Here is a 15287-nt window from a genome sequence, read left to right as displayed (position 1 = left end):
CAACATTTCCGCCGCGTCCTCAAAAGCAGCCACTTTGCCATTTATGGCCTTGATCTTGGATCGGCTCATTGCACGCATGAACGCCATCGGAGCTGCCCCGCGACTAAAATCTCAACACCCAGGCTTCCACTTTTCCCTTGCCTTTGATTTCGATAGCGCCGCGCGGCTCGAAGACGAATTGGTTCTTGAGCTGTTCGTAGACGGGGCGCGTCACCTGAATAGAGTCGGGCACCCCACCAGACTCCATGCGGCTCGCCAGGTTCACTGTGTCACCCCATAAATCATAGATGTACTTACTCTTCCCAATGACGCCGGCGACCACTGGCCCGCTGTTGACGCCAACCCTGAGCTTCATCGAGACGTTGTGTTCCATCGCGTGCTCGCGGGTAATGTGGACCATGCGGATGGCCATGCGGACCATGCGCTCGGCGTGGTTGGCCACCGGCACGGGTAGGCCGCACACCGCCATATAGGAGTCGCCCACCGTCTTGATCTTCTCGATGCCGAGATCATTGGCGGCAACGTCGAAGCGCGTGAAGAGTCCGTTGAGAAGCATCACGACATCATGCGGCGGCATTTCCGATGTCAGTGCCGTGAACCCGACCAGGTCTGCGAAGGCGACCGTGACCTCGGCGAAGCCGTCGGCGATCCTCTCCTCGCCAGCGCGCAGCCGATTGGCGATCGGTGCCGGCAGGACATTGAGCAGCAGCTGCTCGTTCTCGCGGTTCTTCGTCTCGATCACGACATTCTTCTGGCGCAGATCCTTAACCATGCCATTGAAGGCCGAGCAGAGCTCGCCAATCTCGTCGCGCGTGCGGACCGGCACGCTGGTCGCATAGTCACCAGCAGAGAAGCGTTTCACCCCGGCAGTGAGATCGCGGAGCGGTCCGAGCAGCGCGCGCGAAAGCCAGGCGGCGGTGGCGGCGACCACGAGCATCGCCAGTCCTCCGACAAGCAACAGATCCCGGCGGAGTTCGGCGATCGGTGCGAAGGCCTCGGCGCTGTCGATCTTGGCCACGAGAGCCCACTTGAGATCGGAAATCGCAAGCGGTCCCCATGAAGCAAGCGTCGGGACGCCACGGTATCCGATAATCTCGCCCGTGCCTTCGACACCGGCGAGCGCGGCACGGGAGGCCTTGGTGTCGATGCGCTGATGCAGCACTGGTGTCCCGTAGCGCTGAATGGCGGCGATCTCCTCTTCCGAGGCGCCGACGGACTTGAGATCGGCGAAGAAGCTGTCCCGGTTCTCGTAGAACGCCCGCGGGCCAGAGCGCGCCTGATAGTCGGGTCCGACGAGATAGGCCCCACCCGTGTCGCCGAACCCTTCCTGCCGCCAGCGGCGGTTACCGGTGACGACGTTGTCGATCTCATCATTCGACAGTTTCGCGACCAGCACGCCGATGACGACGCCCTGGGCAATCACCGGTGCTGCCATGAAGGCGATCGGCGCGCCGCCTGATGGCGCATATGAGGCGAAATCTACGAGGCAGATGGCTGACGGGTCTGCGACCTGCGAGCAGCGGGCGACGGCGGCCGCGACGTTGGCGCTGCGGTACGGTCCCAACTGAAGAGACGTGGTGAAATCCACCTGCTTCTCGACCGTATAGATCAGGCGACCCGATTTGGGATCGGCAATCATGAGATCGAAAAAGCCGACCGTGGTAGCCGCAGTGCGCATCAATGGATGATATATGGCATGCAGCCTGGAGTATTCGCTTCCGTCGCCGGCGTCGTCGAGAAGCTTGCGCCGCTCCGCCGGGTTGGGATTGTCCACAATGTAGTGATACTGCAGATAGTAGGGGGCAGCACTGACCGGCAGGTAGTCCGACAGGGCTGGTTCCGTGCCCAGGGTGCGCCTCATTCCGGGGATGAAGTTATCAGCGTACCAATCGCCGACCTTCTGCCGCAGCTCAGGCGGCGCGCCTGCCCGGTCGAGTTGGTCGACCGCGGTCCGGAACTCGCGTGTCGCATCGACCACCATCTTGGAAGTGGCAAGCAGGCGCAGTTCCGCCTGGATCGTGCGGAAGTAGTTTTCAACCTGGCGCGTCTTGTTCTGACGGGCGGCAGTAAGTTGGTCGAAGACTGCTTTTTCGAGAGCGTCGCGGGCGCGGAAGTAACCGAGCGCCCCGGTGACCATGACCGCGATCGCGCCAAGAAGGACGAGGGTTGTAAACAGCTTTGCGGCCAAGCCCCAGCCCGCGGGGCTGGATGAGCCGGTCACATCTGAAGAAGACATGAGATCTTACTTTGCTTTTGCATCAGGTCTTCGGAAACAGGAGCGTCGGCGTCGCGCCGGACGGCAAGCCTGGATCGTGTTTCATCTGTTTCCCCTCTCCCTCGCATATGCATACCAAATTTACGGCGAGACGTGTGCGGGAATGCGTTGTCGATTTGCCCAGCATGGCAGAAGCGGCCATGGAGAATGGTCTGAGGGCCTGCTTGCTTCTCGTGAATTGCGTTTTGGATGTTACCCCATCCAAAGCCCAAGGCGGCGCGCCTGAACCTGGATAGCAGGTACCGCCTTGACGGATCCGTAGGATTTGCGCACGCCGAGCAGCTTGAGCTCAGCGTTGGCTTGCCTCCCGGGCGCCGGCACGTTTGGTCGCGCCGTCATTGTTTTCATCCTGCGCCATCGCCAGCGGCGCGCCTGGTTCGCCTTCCCAGAGGATCAGGCTGGCGGCGCCGATCAGTCCGGCCTGGTTGCCGAGCAGCGCCGGCACGATCGGCACGTCGCGGTAGGCCGGCATTGCCCGCTGCTGGACGACCGCCCTGATGCGCGGAGCCAACAGGTCGAAGCCATTGGCGAGGCCGCCGCCCATGACGATCAGATCCGGCGAATAGAGGTGAAGCAGATTGGTGAAGCCGATGCCCAGCCAGTTCGCTTCTGCCTCGACCAGTTCGAGCGCTCTGATATCGCCGGCCCGCGCCGCCTCGACTACATGCCTGGCCGAAACGTCGCCGTCGCCCGAAAGGCGCCGCAGAACAGAGCCGTCGCCCGGTGCCGTCAGCGCCGTGGCACGCCGCCCGAGCGCGGTTCCGGAGGCGACCGCCTCGAAGCAGCCGACGGCGCCGCAAAAACAGCGCTCGCCTTCGCCGGTGATGGTCATGTGGCCGATCTCGGCCGCCAGTCCGCGCCTGCCATGATAGATGTGACCTTCGGCAACGACGCCGCCGCCAATGCCCGTCGATACAGTGACGAACACCATCGATCCAGTGCCGCGACCAGCGCCGAAGCGCCATTCGCCGAGAGCGGCCGCGTTGGCGTCATTCTCCAGCCGCACCGGCAGGCCGAAATGCTTGCCCAAAATGTCGATCAGCGGCACGTCGTGCCAGCCGGCCAGCGTTGGTGGCGCAATCACGATGCCGGCCTTGGGATCGAGAGGGCCTGGCGCGCCGACGCCAATGCCGGCGACCCTGGCCTGCGGGTGCTGTGTCAGCAGCTCTCCGGCCAGCGTGATGATCTGGCCGATCACCGCTTCCGATCCCGCACCCGCCATCGTCGGCGCCGAAACATGGGCGACCACGCGGCCGCCGCTGCCGACCAGCGCGCCGCGCAGCTCCGTTCCGCCGAGATCGAAGGCAAGCGCGACCTTTGTCATCAGGCGGCGACCTTCAGCCCATGCAGCCAGGCCATGCGCTGGGCAAGGTCGGGATCGCCGAAGGCCAGCGATCCCAGCACCACGGTTTCGGCGCCGGCGGCGCGCAGCCGCGGTACCGTCTCGTGGCGGATGCCGCCATCGGCGGCAAGTATGATATCGGCTTCGCGGCCGGCCTTTCGCATCAGCGCGCGTGCTTCGATGAGGCGCGGGCAGGCCTGGTCGGACAGGCCCTGGCCCTTGACGCCGATGGATGTGCCAAGCAGCGTCACGAACGCTACTTCGGAGAGGAAAGGCGTGACCGCGGCGACCGGCGTTTCCAGCCGCAGCACCACGCCGGCCTCGACGCCGAGTTCATGCGCCAGCCGCACGGCGCGCAGGCCGGCTTCGCCATTTTCGGCATGGACGCTGATCAGGTCGGCGCCTGCCTCGATGAACTGGCGCGTCTGCTCCTCGACGATTTCCGCTTCGACCATCAGATGCACATGGATCGGGCGTGCCGTGAGCTTGGCGATGCGCGCCACCAGGTCGGGAAAGAACAGGAAGCCGGGGGTGAAACGGGCGTCGGCGACATCGATGTGATGCAGGTCGACAAAGGCATCGATGCGCTTCAGGTCGCGCTCCATATTGGCGAGGTCGGCCGACCACAGCGAGAACTCGCCGAGCAGCCGGTTGCGCGGCAAGGCAGCGATGGCGGCACGGCCGGACAGGGATTTGGTCATGACGCAACAAGGCTCCGAATGTTGAACTGAAGGAAGGTGGTGATCTCAGCCTGCAGCTCGGCGAAATGCCTAACGCTGTCGAGCGCCTTGGATGTGATCTCCGCGAATCGCGCGCCGGGAATGGCTGTGGCAAGAGTGCGCGCAGCCGACAGCGGATGCACGGCATCCTGAGCGTTGCCGACGACCAGCACGGGGATACCGAGCGCAGCGGCATCGCTTGCCGAAATGCCCGGTCCATCAGCGGCGATGTCGGCAAGGACCTGTGCGAACGGCACAGCATCCGGCCGGTCGAAATAGCCGAACAGAGAGGCGAGATTGTCGGGCGCTTCGCGCTGCAAATGCGCGGCCGTCTGCGATTGCGCGAAGATTTCTCTAGCCTTGCCGGGGCCATGGCCGAGGATCAGGGTGGCGACCTCGGCGATTGGCCTCAGGTTTGTCGGCGCACGGTCAAATGTCCAGGCCGGCCGCACCAGGATCAGGCCGGCGACGCGGTCCGGGTGGCGGCAGGCGAGGCGCAGCGCAATCGCCGCGCCCATGGAAATGCCGCCGGCGACGAAACGATCGAGGCCGGCCTGATCGGCGGCGGCGAGCACATCGTCGGCGAACATCTCGAAGCAGAATGGCCGGCTGCTGCCGAGCTCCGAGCCGCCGTGCCCGCGGCACTCCAGCGTGATGCGCCGGCCGGCGCCGGCAGGAAAGGATTGCGCGACCTGCGCCTCGCTGCCGCCCAGCCCATGCTGGAAGACGACCGCAGGCCCGTCGCCGCTGTCGGAAACCCGAAGCGTGGCGTCATTGCGGAGCAAGGTGGACGGGCGCGCCATCACAGTAGCCCTTTCAGGAAGCGGGCGACGCCGGGCGCCTCTTCGGCCGAAAGCCCATGCGTCACCAGCGGCCCGTCAAAGCCTGTTGCCTTGAGCCGGGCGACGAAATCCGGGAAGTCGACGACGCCTTGCCCGGCGGTGGCGAAACGGCCATCGGCAAAACGGTCCTTGGCGTGCGCCATGGCGACGTGGCCCGCGGTGGCTTCGACGGCGGCAGTGACGATGGCGCGTGCCTGCGCCGCGCTCGCCTGTTCGAACAGGTTCGCCGGATCGAGCACGATGCGCAACCGCTTCGAGTCCATCTCGGCGATGAGCCGCATCGCGTCTTGCGCCGAGGTAACGATGTTGGCCTGTTCGGGCTCGATGCCGAGATCGACACCGTGACGCTCGGCGAGTTGCAGTGCCTTCTCCATCTCGGCCGCCATGTCAGTCCATGCCGAGGGATCGGCATTGTCCGGATGGTGCGCCCATTGGTCATCAAGGTTGCGGGTTCCCGTACACAGGGTGACCACCGGAATGGCAAGCGATGCCGCCGCCTTGATCACGACCGCCAGCCGGCGAAAGCCCTCGTCGCGCACGGTCTTGTCGGGGTGCGCCATGTTGTAGGTGCCGGACAGTGCCACCAGCGCAACGCCGGAAGCATTGGAGGCGGCCTCGATGGCGTCGATGGCGTCGTCGGGCACGGCATCCGGCATCGACGCCAGGCCGGCGCAGGCAAGGTTGAACTGGGTGACCGCAAAGCCCGCATCGCGCACCGCCGCCAGCACGCCGGCAGGTTCGCTGCCCGGAAAGGTCTTGGCGAACACCCCGATCTGCATCACACCGCCCCCGTGACGGCAGCGATCTCGACGCGCTCGCCGCTTTCGACCGAGCGGGCAATCGCCACCATGGCGCGGATCGAAGCGAGGCCGTCCTCGACATTGGCGCCGCGCATCGGCTTGCCGTCGAGGACCGTCTCGGCGAGACCTTCGAGCTGGCGCCGGAAGAAATGGCCGTCGGCGCCGAGCGGCTTGCGCGAGGTCGCGTCCTTCTCGTGAAAAATGTCGACCTCGCTGGCGCGGAAGTACCAGGGATTGAAGGTCTTGGCGATCACCGAGCCGTTCTCGCCATAGAGCTGAAAACCCTCATGCCAGTCCATGCGCACGGCCACGGTGAGGTCGAGATGACCAAGCGCACCGTTGGCGAATTCGGTTTCGACGAACCAGCAATAGGCGCCGAATTTTTCGTGGAGGCGGGCGCGCACCGCGGTGATCTCACCGCACAGGAAGCGCGCCGTGTCGACGAGGTGCGAGCCATGCGCCAGCATGAAGTACTGCCGCAGATCGGCCTTCGGATTGCCCGCCGGTTTGCGCGCCAGCTTGCTGGTGACGGGCAGCGGCTGGATGGCATCGGTGTTGGTGTAGCGATGGGTGGAATCGCAATACCAGGCCTTCAGCGCCAGGATGTCGCCCATCTCGTCGCGGACGAAATCGCGCGCCGCTTCCAGCGCCGGGTCGAAGCGCTTCATATGGCCGACCTGCAGCACCTTGCCCGAGCGCTTGACCGCGTCGGCAAGCTTCTGGCCTTCCTCGACCGAGACGCCGATCGGCTTCTCGCACAGCACGTGCTTGCCGGCTTCCAGCGCCTTGATCGACATCGGCACGTGATAGGCATCGGATGTCGCGACGATCACTGCCTCCAGCTGCGGGTCGGCCAGCATGGCGTCGTAGTCGCCATACATCCTCTCGGGATCATAGGTCGCGCCCATGCGCGCCAGAAGGTCGGGGGCGGCATCGCAGATTGCGTAGAGGTCGGCATTGCTGGCCTTCACGCAGGATTCCAGATGCGCGAACTGCGCGATCGGCCCGCACCCGAGCACTCCCACACGAAGACGACGGTCTTGTTTGCGGATCATCGTCTCAGGCTCCGTAGCCGCGCATGGTCTGACGGTTGGTCTTGACCGCGCCGGCCGGGTCGGCGGCGGCGGTCTCGGACTCTTCCTCCAGCACCAGCCAGCCGTTGAAGTTGGGCGCGGCGCTGGCGATCTCGATCACCTTCGCCGTATCGCAGACGCCCTTGCCGAGCATCGCCCATGTGCCGCTGGCATCGACATCCTTCAGGTGCACGTAGCGGATGCGGTCGCGATAGGTAGTGAGCGTGTCGGCCATGTCCTTGTGGCCGCGCAAGATGTGGCCGGTGTCCGGCACCCAGCCGACCAGCGACGGATCGATCAGCCCGAAGATGCGGTCGTAATCGGCACGGTCAAACAGCAGCGTGTTGTGGTGCGAGCTCGGATGCACCGCGACCTGGACGCCGGCCTTGCGGCCGAGTTCGCCGGCCTTGTTGTAGACCTCGGCAGCTATAGCGAACTTGTCGTCGCGCGGGCCGTTGGAGACGACCGTGGCCGAGCCCATCGACACCAGCGCGCCGGGAAATTGAGCCGCGAAATTGATCCAGCGCTGAGCCGCCTCGAGGTCGGCGCCGATCGTCTCCTTCAGCGTAAAACCGCTCTTCGAGCCGAAGGCGAAAGAGACGAGGGTAAGCCCGGACGCCCTCAGAGCGGTGGCGAATTCCACCGGCTTGTCGGCATAGCGGCCGATCATCGTGTCGGTGATCTCGATGCCGGCATAGCCGCCATCGGCGATCGCCTTGAGCAGATCGTCAGGGCCGCCGGCAAAACGGTCTCCGAGCATTTCCCAGGTGAAGGTCTGGCAGCCGACTTTCAGGTCTTTCACGTTCATCCTTTCGTTCCTTGATTCCACCCGCATAGGCTCTTCGATGATGTGGCGCTGGACATCCTACTTGACCGAGCCCGCGGTCATGCCGGCGAGGAAGTACCTCTGGGCAACGAGGTAGATGACCAAGAGCGGCAGCGAGCCGAGCACGCTCATCGCCATCATCTGGTTCCATTCGAAGGCGTGCTGCCCCATCAACAGCTGGATGCCGATCGGGACGGTGCGCATGGACGTCGACTTCGTCAGCGTCAACGCAAACAGAAATTCGTTCCAGCACAGCAGGAAGGTGTAGACCGACGTCGCGACGATACCAGGCAGTGAAATCGGGACGATCACCCGCCAGAGTGCGGTCCAGCTGGTGCCGCCGTCGACAGCCACCGCTTCATCGAGATCGCGGGGCAAGGTGTTCAGGTATCCCGTCATCAGCAGGATCGCGTAGGGCAGCGTAAACACCAGGTAAGTAAGGATCAGCGCGACGTAGGTGTCGAAGATGCCATATGAGACGACAAGCCCGAAGAAGGGGATCAAGAGCGTGATCGGCGGGATCGTCTGCGTGCTGATGATGAGTGTGTTGAGGCTGCCCTTGCCGCGGAAATTGAAACGGCTGAACCCATAGGCCGCCAGCAAGGCGATCAGCACCGTCAGCACGGTCACCACTCCGGCCACGAAGTAGCTGTTGAAGAAGAAGCGCAGCTTTACCGGGTCGCCAAGGATGGCCGCATACGCTTCCAGCGTGAAGGCCTTCGGCAGGACGGTTGGTGGCAGGGCAAAGATTTCGGTGTTCGACTTGAACGAGCTGCTCAGCATCCAGTAGATCGGGAAGGCCGCGAAAAACAGCCCTGCGGCAAGCGCGACATGCAGCGCGACGGTGATCAGCCTGTCTTTCGACGTGTGCCTTTTCCTCATGGTGACTACCGAGCCTTTTGATAGCGGATGTAGAACAGCGTCAGGCCGAGAGAGATCAGCAGGATGACCACGGCGCTCGCCGACGCCTGCGAAAGGTTGTAGCTCGAAAACGCCAGCTTGTAGGTGTAGGTGCTCAGCACCTCGGTCGAGTAGATCGGGCCGCCGCCCGTCGTTATCCAGATCAACGGGAAGACCTGCATCGTCCAGATGAAGTCGAGCAGCGAGATGCTGATGATGATCGGCATCAGCTGCGGGATGGTGATGAAGATCAGCTTCTGGTAGGCCTTCGCGCCGTCGATATCGGCGGCCTCGTAGAAATCCTTGGGAATGCCCTGCAAGCCTGCGAGCAGGCTGACCATGAAAAGCGGGTAGCCCGCCCAGATATTGGCGAAGGTGACGGCGTGCAGCGCGGTCTGGGGCGACGAAAACCACTCGACCTTGGAACCGATGATGCCGAGCTGGATGAGAATGCTGTTCACGACACCGTTCGGCTCGAGCAGGAGGCGCCAGATCACGGCGATGATCACCGCGGTGAACAGCCAGGGCAGTATGTAGAGCACGCGCAGGACATTGCGCAGCATCGGATTGATGCGGTCGCTGTTCAGCATGAGCGCGAAGATCATGCCGATTGTCATGTGGAAGATGACGCTCATGCATGTGAAGTAGAGCGTATGCCACAGCGAAGCCCAGAACACGGGATCGTTGTAGATCGCCTCGTAGTGTTTCAGTCCGGCAAAGGAAGGATCGCGACGCAGCACCGCGCTGTTCTGGAACGAATAGCCGATGACCGTCACCATCGGCAGCAGCATCAAAAGGCCGATGATCACCAGCGAGGGCGACAGATAGAGATAGGGTGCGACCGCTCGTTTCAGTCTGTGGTGGGAGCGTTTCTGCCGGGTCATGTGCCAACCTTGGGATACGCCTTCAAGAGAAGGCGAGCTTCGCAAACACTCGCGTTGCCGGTGCATTGTTGCCGGGAGGCCTGGCCGAAGTCAGGCCCCCCGGTCGAAGATCGTAAACAGGTCGATCAGAATTTCGCCATCCAGCCCTTCTGGGCGGCGGCGGCCGCCTGTTCCGGAGACTGCTCGCCGGCGAGCATCTTCTGGGCTTGCACGTCGAACTGGGTCATCAGGTCTTCAGCCACCGGCAGGCCCGTGAACTCGTTGGCGAGATAACCGGTCTTGAAGATTTCGAAAGCCTTGCCGAAAGCCTTGTCCGAGGTCACGAAATCGGGCTTGGCGTTGACGTTGCCGGGGAAGGCGTTGGCCAGCGACACCAGCTTGGCGTTGACCTTTTCACTCATCAGATATTGGACGAGCTTCCAGGCCTCCTCCTGATGCTTCGAGCTCGCAGAGATGCCGATGCCCCAGGAGGCATAGGGAAGGCCGCGCTTGCCCGTATAGCCCTCCACGACGGGGACCGGGATGATGTCGAAGTTCAGCTTGGGATTGCGTTTGCGGATGAGGTTCACATGCGCGAGCGAGTCGACCATCATGCCGACCCGGTCGTTGACGAATTCCTCGACCTTTTCCTGTTCGGTCTTGGTGGCGATGCCGGGCGAGATGGTGCCCGCGTCATTGAGCGATTTGACGAAGCTCAGCATGTCCACCACCGGTTTGCCCTCGAGAGCGGGCTTGCCGTCCGCCATCATCGATTGACCCGATGCCCAGACCCACGACATCATGTCGTTCTGGACGCCGGACGGCGTTTGCAGCGATAGCGGCAGCACCCAGCCATACTGGTTCTTGTCGGCTTGGGTCATCTTCTTGGCGGCTTCGAGAAACTCAGCGCGGGTCGACGGCAGCGTGGTGACGCCCGCCTTGGCGGCGAGGTCCAAATTCACGAAAACCGGATAGACGAACGAAGCCACGGGAAACATCACCGCCTTGCCGTCCACCTTGATGATGTCGGCGACCTGGGTCTTGTCGAACTTGCTCGCATCCATCATCGGGTTCATGTCGGCCAGCGCATTCTGCGCGTTCAGATTGTTCACCCAGGCGCCGTCGAGACCAACAACGTCGCTAAGCGTTCCGGTTGCAGCGCCAACCGAGATCTGGTCTCGCGTGGTCGCATAGGGGCCGCTGACCAGCGTCACCTTGATTCCGGGGTTTGCAGCCTCGAAGTCATCCATGATCGCCCTGAGCGAGCCGGCCGGCAATTCGGGCTCCCACCATTGGGTGAATTCCAGCGCCGTGTCCGCCATGGCGCTGGTTGCGCCAAGCAACCATGCGGCCGCGGCTATTTTCAGCATCGCGGGTTGTATCCGAAACATCATTTTCTCCTCCTTCTTTAGGATCGACCGCACAATGCGAACGATCGTCTGCTTTATTCAGAAGCCTTCTTGTCTTTCGCAGGCGCCTCGCTCTCGCCTGCGTCTTCCGCAGATCTTCAGATCGCCAGATGCGTCTCGGGATCGAAGAAATGGAACTTGGTATCATCCACGGCCAACCGGATTTCCGAGCCGGAGTGGATGGCGCTAACCGGTTCGAATCTCGCCACCGCGTTCGATGCCAGGCCAAAATCGTCCACCGCGTCCGGATCGCCGGAGTCCACCCGGACCGCGTCGATGTTCAGGTGGACGATATGTTCCGAGCCGAGCTCCTCGATCGAAGTCACCTTGGCGGGTATCGTCTGATACTTGCGGCCGGATTCGAGGCTGCTGTCGTAGAGATGCTCCGGCCGTATGCCGAACACGATCTTGCGCCCCTCATAGGACCTCAGGGCGGGCCTGCCGACGAAAGCCGCATCCTGCAGCCGGATGGCGAAGTCGCGAAAAACGAGCTCGCCGCCCTTTAGCGTCGCTTCGAAAAGGCTCATCGAAGGCGAACCGATGAAGCCGGCAACAAAGGCATTCACCGGCGATTCATAGAGCCTCTTGGGCGTGTCGACCTGCTGCAGCACGCCGCCCTTCAACACCGCGACCCTGTCGCCCATCGTCATCGCTTCGATCTGGTCGTGGGTCACGTATATGGTCGTGACCCCGAGCTGCTTTTGCAGGCTGGTTATTTCGGCGCGCATTTGCACGCGCAGTTTCGCGTCCAGATTTGAAAGGGGCTCGTCCATCAGAAAGGCGGCCGGCTCGCGCACCATGGCGCGGCCCATGGCAACCCGTTGGCGCTGTCCGCCTGAAAGGGTCGCGGGTTTGTTGTCCAGCAGCGAGGTCAGTTGAAGGGTTTTGGCGATCTCGGCCACGCGCTTTTTGCGCTCGGCCTTCGGCTTGCCTGCCAGGCGCATCGAAAAGGCGATGTTTTCGAACACCGTCATATGCGGGTAGAGCGCGTAGCTCTGGAAGACCATCGCGATGTCGCGGTCCTTGGGCGGCATGTCGACGACGTCGGTACCGCCGATCCGAAGGCTGCCGCTGGTGATGTCCTCCAGTCCCGCGATCATTCGCAACGCGGTAGATTTGCCGCAGCCGGACGGCCCGACGAGGATCAAGAACTCGCCATCCTTGACCGATAGGTTCAATTGGTCGATTGCGCGAAAATTGTTCCCGTAGGTCTTGCAGATATTCTCAAGAATGACTTCTGCCATATTCCTCCCTCCACAAGTCAAAGCCGCGGATTTTTATGATTCTTTCTCGGCTTATGTTCACTTGCGAAATGTTTCCTCAGATAATTTCAAGCTATGTCCCAGTATTGACATGCGCATATTTCAGTTCGACTGCTGACGGCGCGTTCGTCGATGCCAGGAGTTCCGTGACCTTTTCGTCGGTCGGAAGCGCCTCGCGCCCGCCACGCCCCGTTATCGAAAGGGCCGCCGCCGCGGCCGCGAATGCGACCCGGCCTGCGGTGTCGCCTCCGCGCGTCAATGCATGGGCATAGGCGCCATGAAAGCAGTCACCGGCGCCGGTCGAGTCGACGACGACAACCCGGTGCGGGGGCAAGTGCCAAAGCCCTGTCTCGTCGCGTCCGCGATAGTAGACGCCCTTGCCGCCATCGGTCAGAACCACGGCGGACCGCGACGGCAACCACAATGCATCGAGCATCTCGGCGGGCGATCGGCACCCTGTGGCAGTCCGCGCAAAGCCGAGGGGAAGAATGAGATGGTCGCAGAGCGCGATCAGCCTCTCCGTGGCTGCGCCGCTGCTCCATTCGATATCGCCGAGGATCGCAAGGCCGAGGTCACGAGCCCGAGCCACGACATCCAGCGACCGGATCGCGTAGCTATCGACGATCAGCACGGTCGCGCGGCTGAGGACCTCGTCCGCAAAGTCCGGCGCGGTGCCCAGCATCGCATCGTCGTCATAGGCGATGAACCGTTCCCCATCCGAGCCGACGGTGATCCGCGAGCGCACCGGGCGCGCGTCGGGATGGCGCGGCGCGAATGCGGTTTCAACACCGCTCGCGACGAGATCACCCAGCACGGCATCGTCCGCGGCACTGCCCAGCCATCCGACGAACCCGGCGGTTCCGCCGAGCCGCACGACGGCGGCCAGCGCCGTCGCGACATTTCCTCCGAAAGCGCGGGCGCTTTGCAGAACCTTCCCCTTGCCCGCCGACAACGGCTGATCGACATAGACGATGTCGTCTATCGCAATAGCGCCGAAGCCGAGGATTGAAGGGACGGTGGGCATCGTTCAGGCACCCGCCTTCGCCAGCGCGTCTTGCGCCGAAAGGCCGTCATGGATGACCCCCCGGAAGGCAAGCGCTGCCTTCTGCGGATCGCCATGCCCCCAGAGATTGCGGCCGACCACCGCGCCGCGTGCGCCGGCACGGATGGCGTCCGCCGTCTGCTGAAGCGCGCCGAGCAGCGTATCGGTCTTGGGACCACCGGCGATCACAACCGGCACCGGGCAGGTCCGGACGGTCTCTCGGAACGACTCGAAATCGCCCGTGTAGCCGATCTTGATCACGTCGACGCCGGACTCGTAGCCGATGCGCGCCGCATAGGCGATCTCGTCGGGGGTGAAGACGATTTTTGCTCCGTCGGTGAAATCGCGAGGGTAGATATGCGCCACCACAGGCATGCCGTAGCGGGCCGCCGCATTCACCGAATCGGTCAGCCAGCGTATGTATTTGCCCTCGGTCGCGCCGCGCACCGGAATGGCCACGGCCAACGCATCGGCCCCCGCGCGCACCGCATCCTCGGGTGTTGCGATCAACTCGCTGATACGATCGTCCGGAGTGAAGCAGCCCGCCTGAATCACCAGCGAAGCCTTGCCCGCATATTGCGGCCACAGATGGCGCGCGGTGCCAGGCTGGATGCTGACATAGTCGGGCTTGCCCGCCATGACACGTGCAAGCGCACCCGGCAGGTCGGCAAGGCCGCCTTTGCGCACGTCGCCATAGCCGACGAAATGGTCGACCGCGCCGCCAAAAAGGTTCCCCGATGGATGCGAGAAGAGGCGCGCAAGACGCACTTTGGTTCCCAGGCTCATGAGTGCAAAATTCCCTTATCGTTTGATTTCAAAACCATGAACTCAGTGTTTCCGAAAGAAACACAAAAAACAATCTTTCGAAATCTTTCGAATTCGCCTATTTTTGGTAAGGTGAGTTGAGGCCAAAGCGGTTGCTTGGCGCAGGGAGGCAAGGGCAGGGCAATGTTGTCGGAGCAGAGACGCCAATCGATCCTGGGTGAGGTGCAACGCAGCGGACAGGTTCGCATCAAGGACCTGTCGGACGAGTTTGGCGTGTCGGAAGTCACGGTGCGCTCCGACCTCGAAATACTGGACCGCAAGGGACTACTGACCAAGACCCGTGGAGGGGCGGTGACCCGGACCACCGATTCGACCACGGCCGCGTTCGCCCGGCGGATGCAAACGAACCTCGAGGCAAAGAAGCGCATCGCCCGGGCGGCGGTTGACCTGTTTGAAGACAACCAATCGGTCATCTTCGACGGCGGCTCGACATTGATGCAGCTTGCCATGCAGTTACCACCGCTCAGCAATGTCGTGGTCGCGGCCACGGCCATGAATATCGTGCAGCATCTCATGCATCGTCCCGGCCTCGACGTTCATATGATCGGCGGCCGGGTCTATCCCGACACGGTGAGCACGCTGATCACCGATGCCGATACGGCTCTCGGCGGCTTGGTCGCGCATCAGGTCTTTGTTGGAGCGCATGCGATAGACTCGTCACTGGATGTGGTCGACGTGAACGAAGACATGGCGCGAACGAAGCGAATCCTGGTTCGCATGGCCCGGCGCGTTGTCCTCCTCGCCGATTCAAGCAAATGGGGCGTCAGCGGGACCTCCAAGGCATTTTCGCTGTCGGCCGTCGATGTGGTGATCACCGACGATGGCCTGCCCGGTCCAATACGCAGAGAGCTCGAGAAGACCGGCGCCAAGGTGATCTATGCCTGAACCCGTCTCGGTCCCTGACCGCGACGGAAAGATCCAATGCGCGCAAGACCCATGGGCTTCGAGCCGGCGGTCGGCCGTTCTTTCGTACCAGTCATTTTCTCCTCCCAGGGCTGGCAGCCTCCCAATGCCTCACCAGCATTCCCACATGTTCTATAAAAATTTTACGCGCGTCAACATTTAAAATACGGTATAGCGGTTTTCCAACGGGACCAGCTGCTGGTGCA

General features: G+C 62.8%; 14 protein-coding genes. 1 reads left to right on the top strand and 13 read right to left on the bottom strand.

Going from position 1 to position 15287, the window contains the following annotated elements; translation table 11 throughout:
- Positions 1 to 103: 103 nt before the first annotated feature.
- The 13 genes from AC1DXU_RS12555 to AC1DXU_RS12495 all read right to left on the bottom strand — a co-directional run bounded on the left by AC1DXU_RS12555 (position 104) and on the right by AC1DXU_RS12495 (position 14139).
- On the bottom strand, positions 104 to 2236 hold the full coding sequence (locus tag AC1DXU_RS12555) for an adenylate/guanylate cyclase domain-containing protein (RefSeq protein WP_477368755.1): 2133 nt from the start codon (positions 2234 to 2236) through the stop codon (positions 104 to 106).
- Positions 2237 to 2564: 328 nt separating this feature from the next.
- Positions 2565 to 3599 carry an ROK family protein gene (locus AC1DXU_RS12550; RefSeq protein ID WP_477368753.1) on the bottom strand — a complete coding sequence of 345 codons (1035 nt, stop codon included), beginning with the start codon at positions 3597 to 3599 and terminating at the stop codon, positions 2565 to 2567.
- A complete protein-coding gene (locus AC1DXU_RS12545; RefSeq protein ID WP_477368751.1) occupies positions 3599 to 4318 on the bottom strand; it encodes a ribulose-phosphate 3-epimerase in 720 nt (239 codons plus the stop codon). The genes AC1DXU_RS12550 and AC1DXU_RS12545 overlap by 1 nt, the downstream gene beginning before the upstream one ends.
- A complete protein-coding gene (locus AC1DXU_RS12540) occupies positions 4315 to 5139 on the bottom strand; it encodes an alpha/beta fold hydrolase (RefSeq protein ID WP_477368749.1) in 825 nt (274 codons plus the stop codon). Before AC1DXU_RS12540 ends, AC1DXU_RS12545 begins: the two co-directional genes overlap by 4 nt.
- A complete protein-coding gene (locus tag AC1DXU_RS12535; RefSeq protein WP_477368748.1) occupies positions 5139 to 5957 on the bottom strand; it encodes a sugar phosphate isomerase/epimerase family protein in 819 nt (272 codons plus the stop codon). The genes AC1DXU_RS12540 and AC1DXU_RS12535 overlap by 1 nt, the downstream gene beginning before the upstream one ends.
- A complete protein-coding gene (locus AC1DXU_RS12530) occupies positions 5957 to 7033 on the bottom strand; it encodes a Gfo/Idh/MocA family protein (protein ID WP_477368745.1) in 1077 nt (358 codons plus the stop codon). Before AC1DXU_RS12530 ends, AC1DXU_RS12535 begins: the two co-directional genes overlap by 1 nt.
- A gap of 4 nt (positions 7034 to 7037) precedes the next feature.
- Positions 7038 to 7859, bottom strand: a complete 822-nt coding sequence (locus AC1DXU_RS12525; protein WP_477368742.1) for a sugar phosphate isomerase/epimerase family protein — start codon at positions 7857 to 7859, stop codon at positions 7038 to 7040.
- A gap of 57 nt (positions 7860 to 7916) precedes the next feature.
- Entirely contained in the window at positions 7917 to 8759 is an 843-nt protein-coding gene (locus tag AC1DXU_RS12520; RefSeq protein ID WP_477368739.1) for a carbohydrate ABC transporter permease, read from the bottom strand.
- A gap of 5 nt (positions 8760 to 8764) precedes the next feature.
- Positions 8765 to 9661 carry a carbohydrate ABC transporter permease gene (locus tag AC1DXU_RS12515; protein WP_477368736.1) on the bottom strand — a complete coding sequence of 299 codons (897 nt, stop codon included), beginning with the start codon at positions 9659 to 9661 and terminating at the stop codon, positions 8765 to 8767.
- A gap of 125 nt (positions 9662 to 9786) precedes the next feature.
- Entirely contained in the window at positions 9787 to 11034 is a 1248-nt protein-coding gene (locus AC1DXU_RS12510; RefSeq protein WP_477368733.1) for an ABC transporter substrate-binding protein, read from the bottom strand.
- A gap of 113 nt (positions 11035 to 11147) precedes the next feature.
- A complete protein-coding gene (locus AC1DXU_RS12505; protein WP_477368730.1) occupies positions 11148 to 12293 on the bottom strand; it encodes an ABC transporter ATP-binding protein in 1146 nt (381 codons plus the stop codon).
- Between the two features lie 91 nt (positions 12294 to 12384).
- Complete coding sequence (locus AC1DXU_RS12500) at positions 12385 to 13335, bottom strand: PfkB family carbohydrate kinase (RefSeq protein ID WP_477368727.1); 951 nt, start codon at positions 13333 to 13335, stop codon at positions 12385 to 12387.
- Between the two features lie 3 nt (positions 13336 to 13338).
- Entirely contained in the window at positions 13339 to 14139 is an 801-nt protein-coding gene (locus AC1DXU_RS12495; RefSeq protein ID WP_010914679.1) for a beta/alpha barrel domain-containing protein, read from the bottom strand.
- Positions 14140 to 14301: 162 nt separating this feature from the next.
- On the opposite strand from AC1DXU_RS12495, the gene AC1DXU_RS12490 reads away from it, so the two are divergent.
- Positions 14302 to 15063 carry a DeoR/GlpR family DNA-binding transcription regulator gene (locus AC1DXU_RS12490; protein WP_477315511.1) on the top strand — a complete coding sequence of 254 codons (762 nt, stop codon included), beginning with the start codon at positions 14302 to 14304 and terminating at the stop codon, positions 15061 to 15063.
- Positions 15064 to 15287: the final 224 nt, after the last annotated feature.

It is taken from the genome of Mesorhizobium sp. P3_A10, from assembly GCF_056403175.1.
The sequence above is the reverse complement of the archived record's forward strand: the minus strand, read 5'-3'. Positions and strand labels throughout refer to the sequence as shown.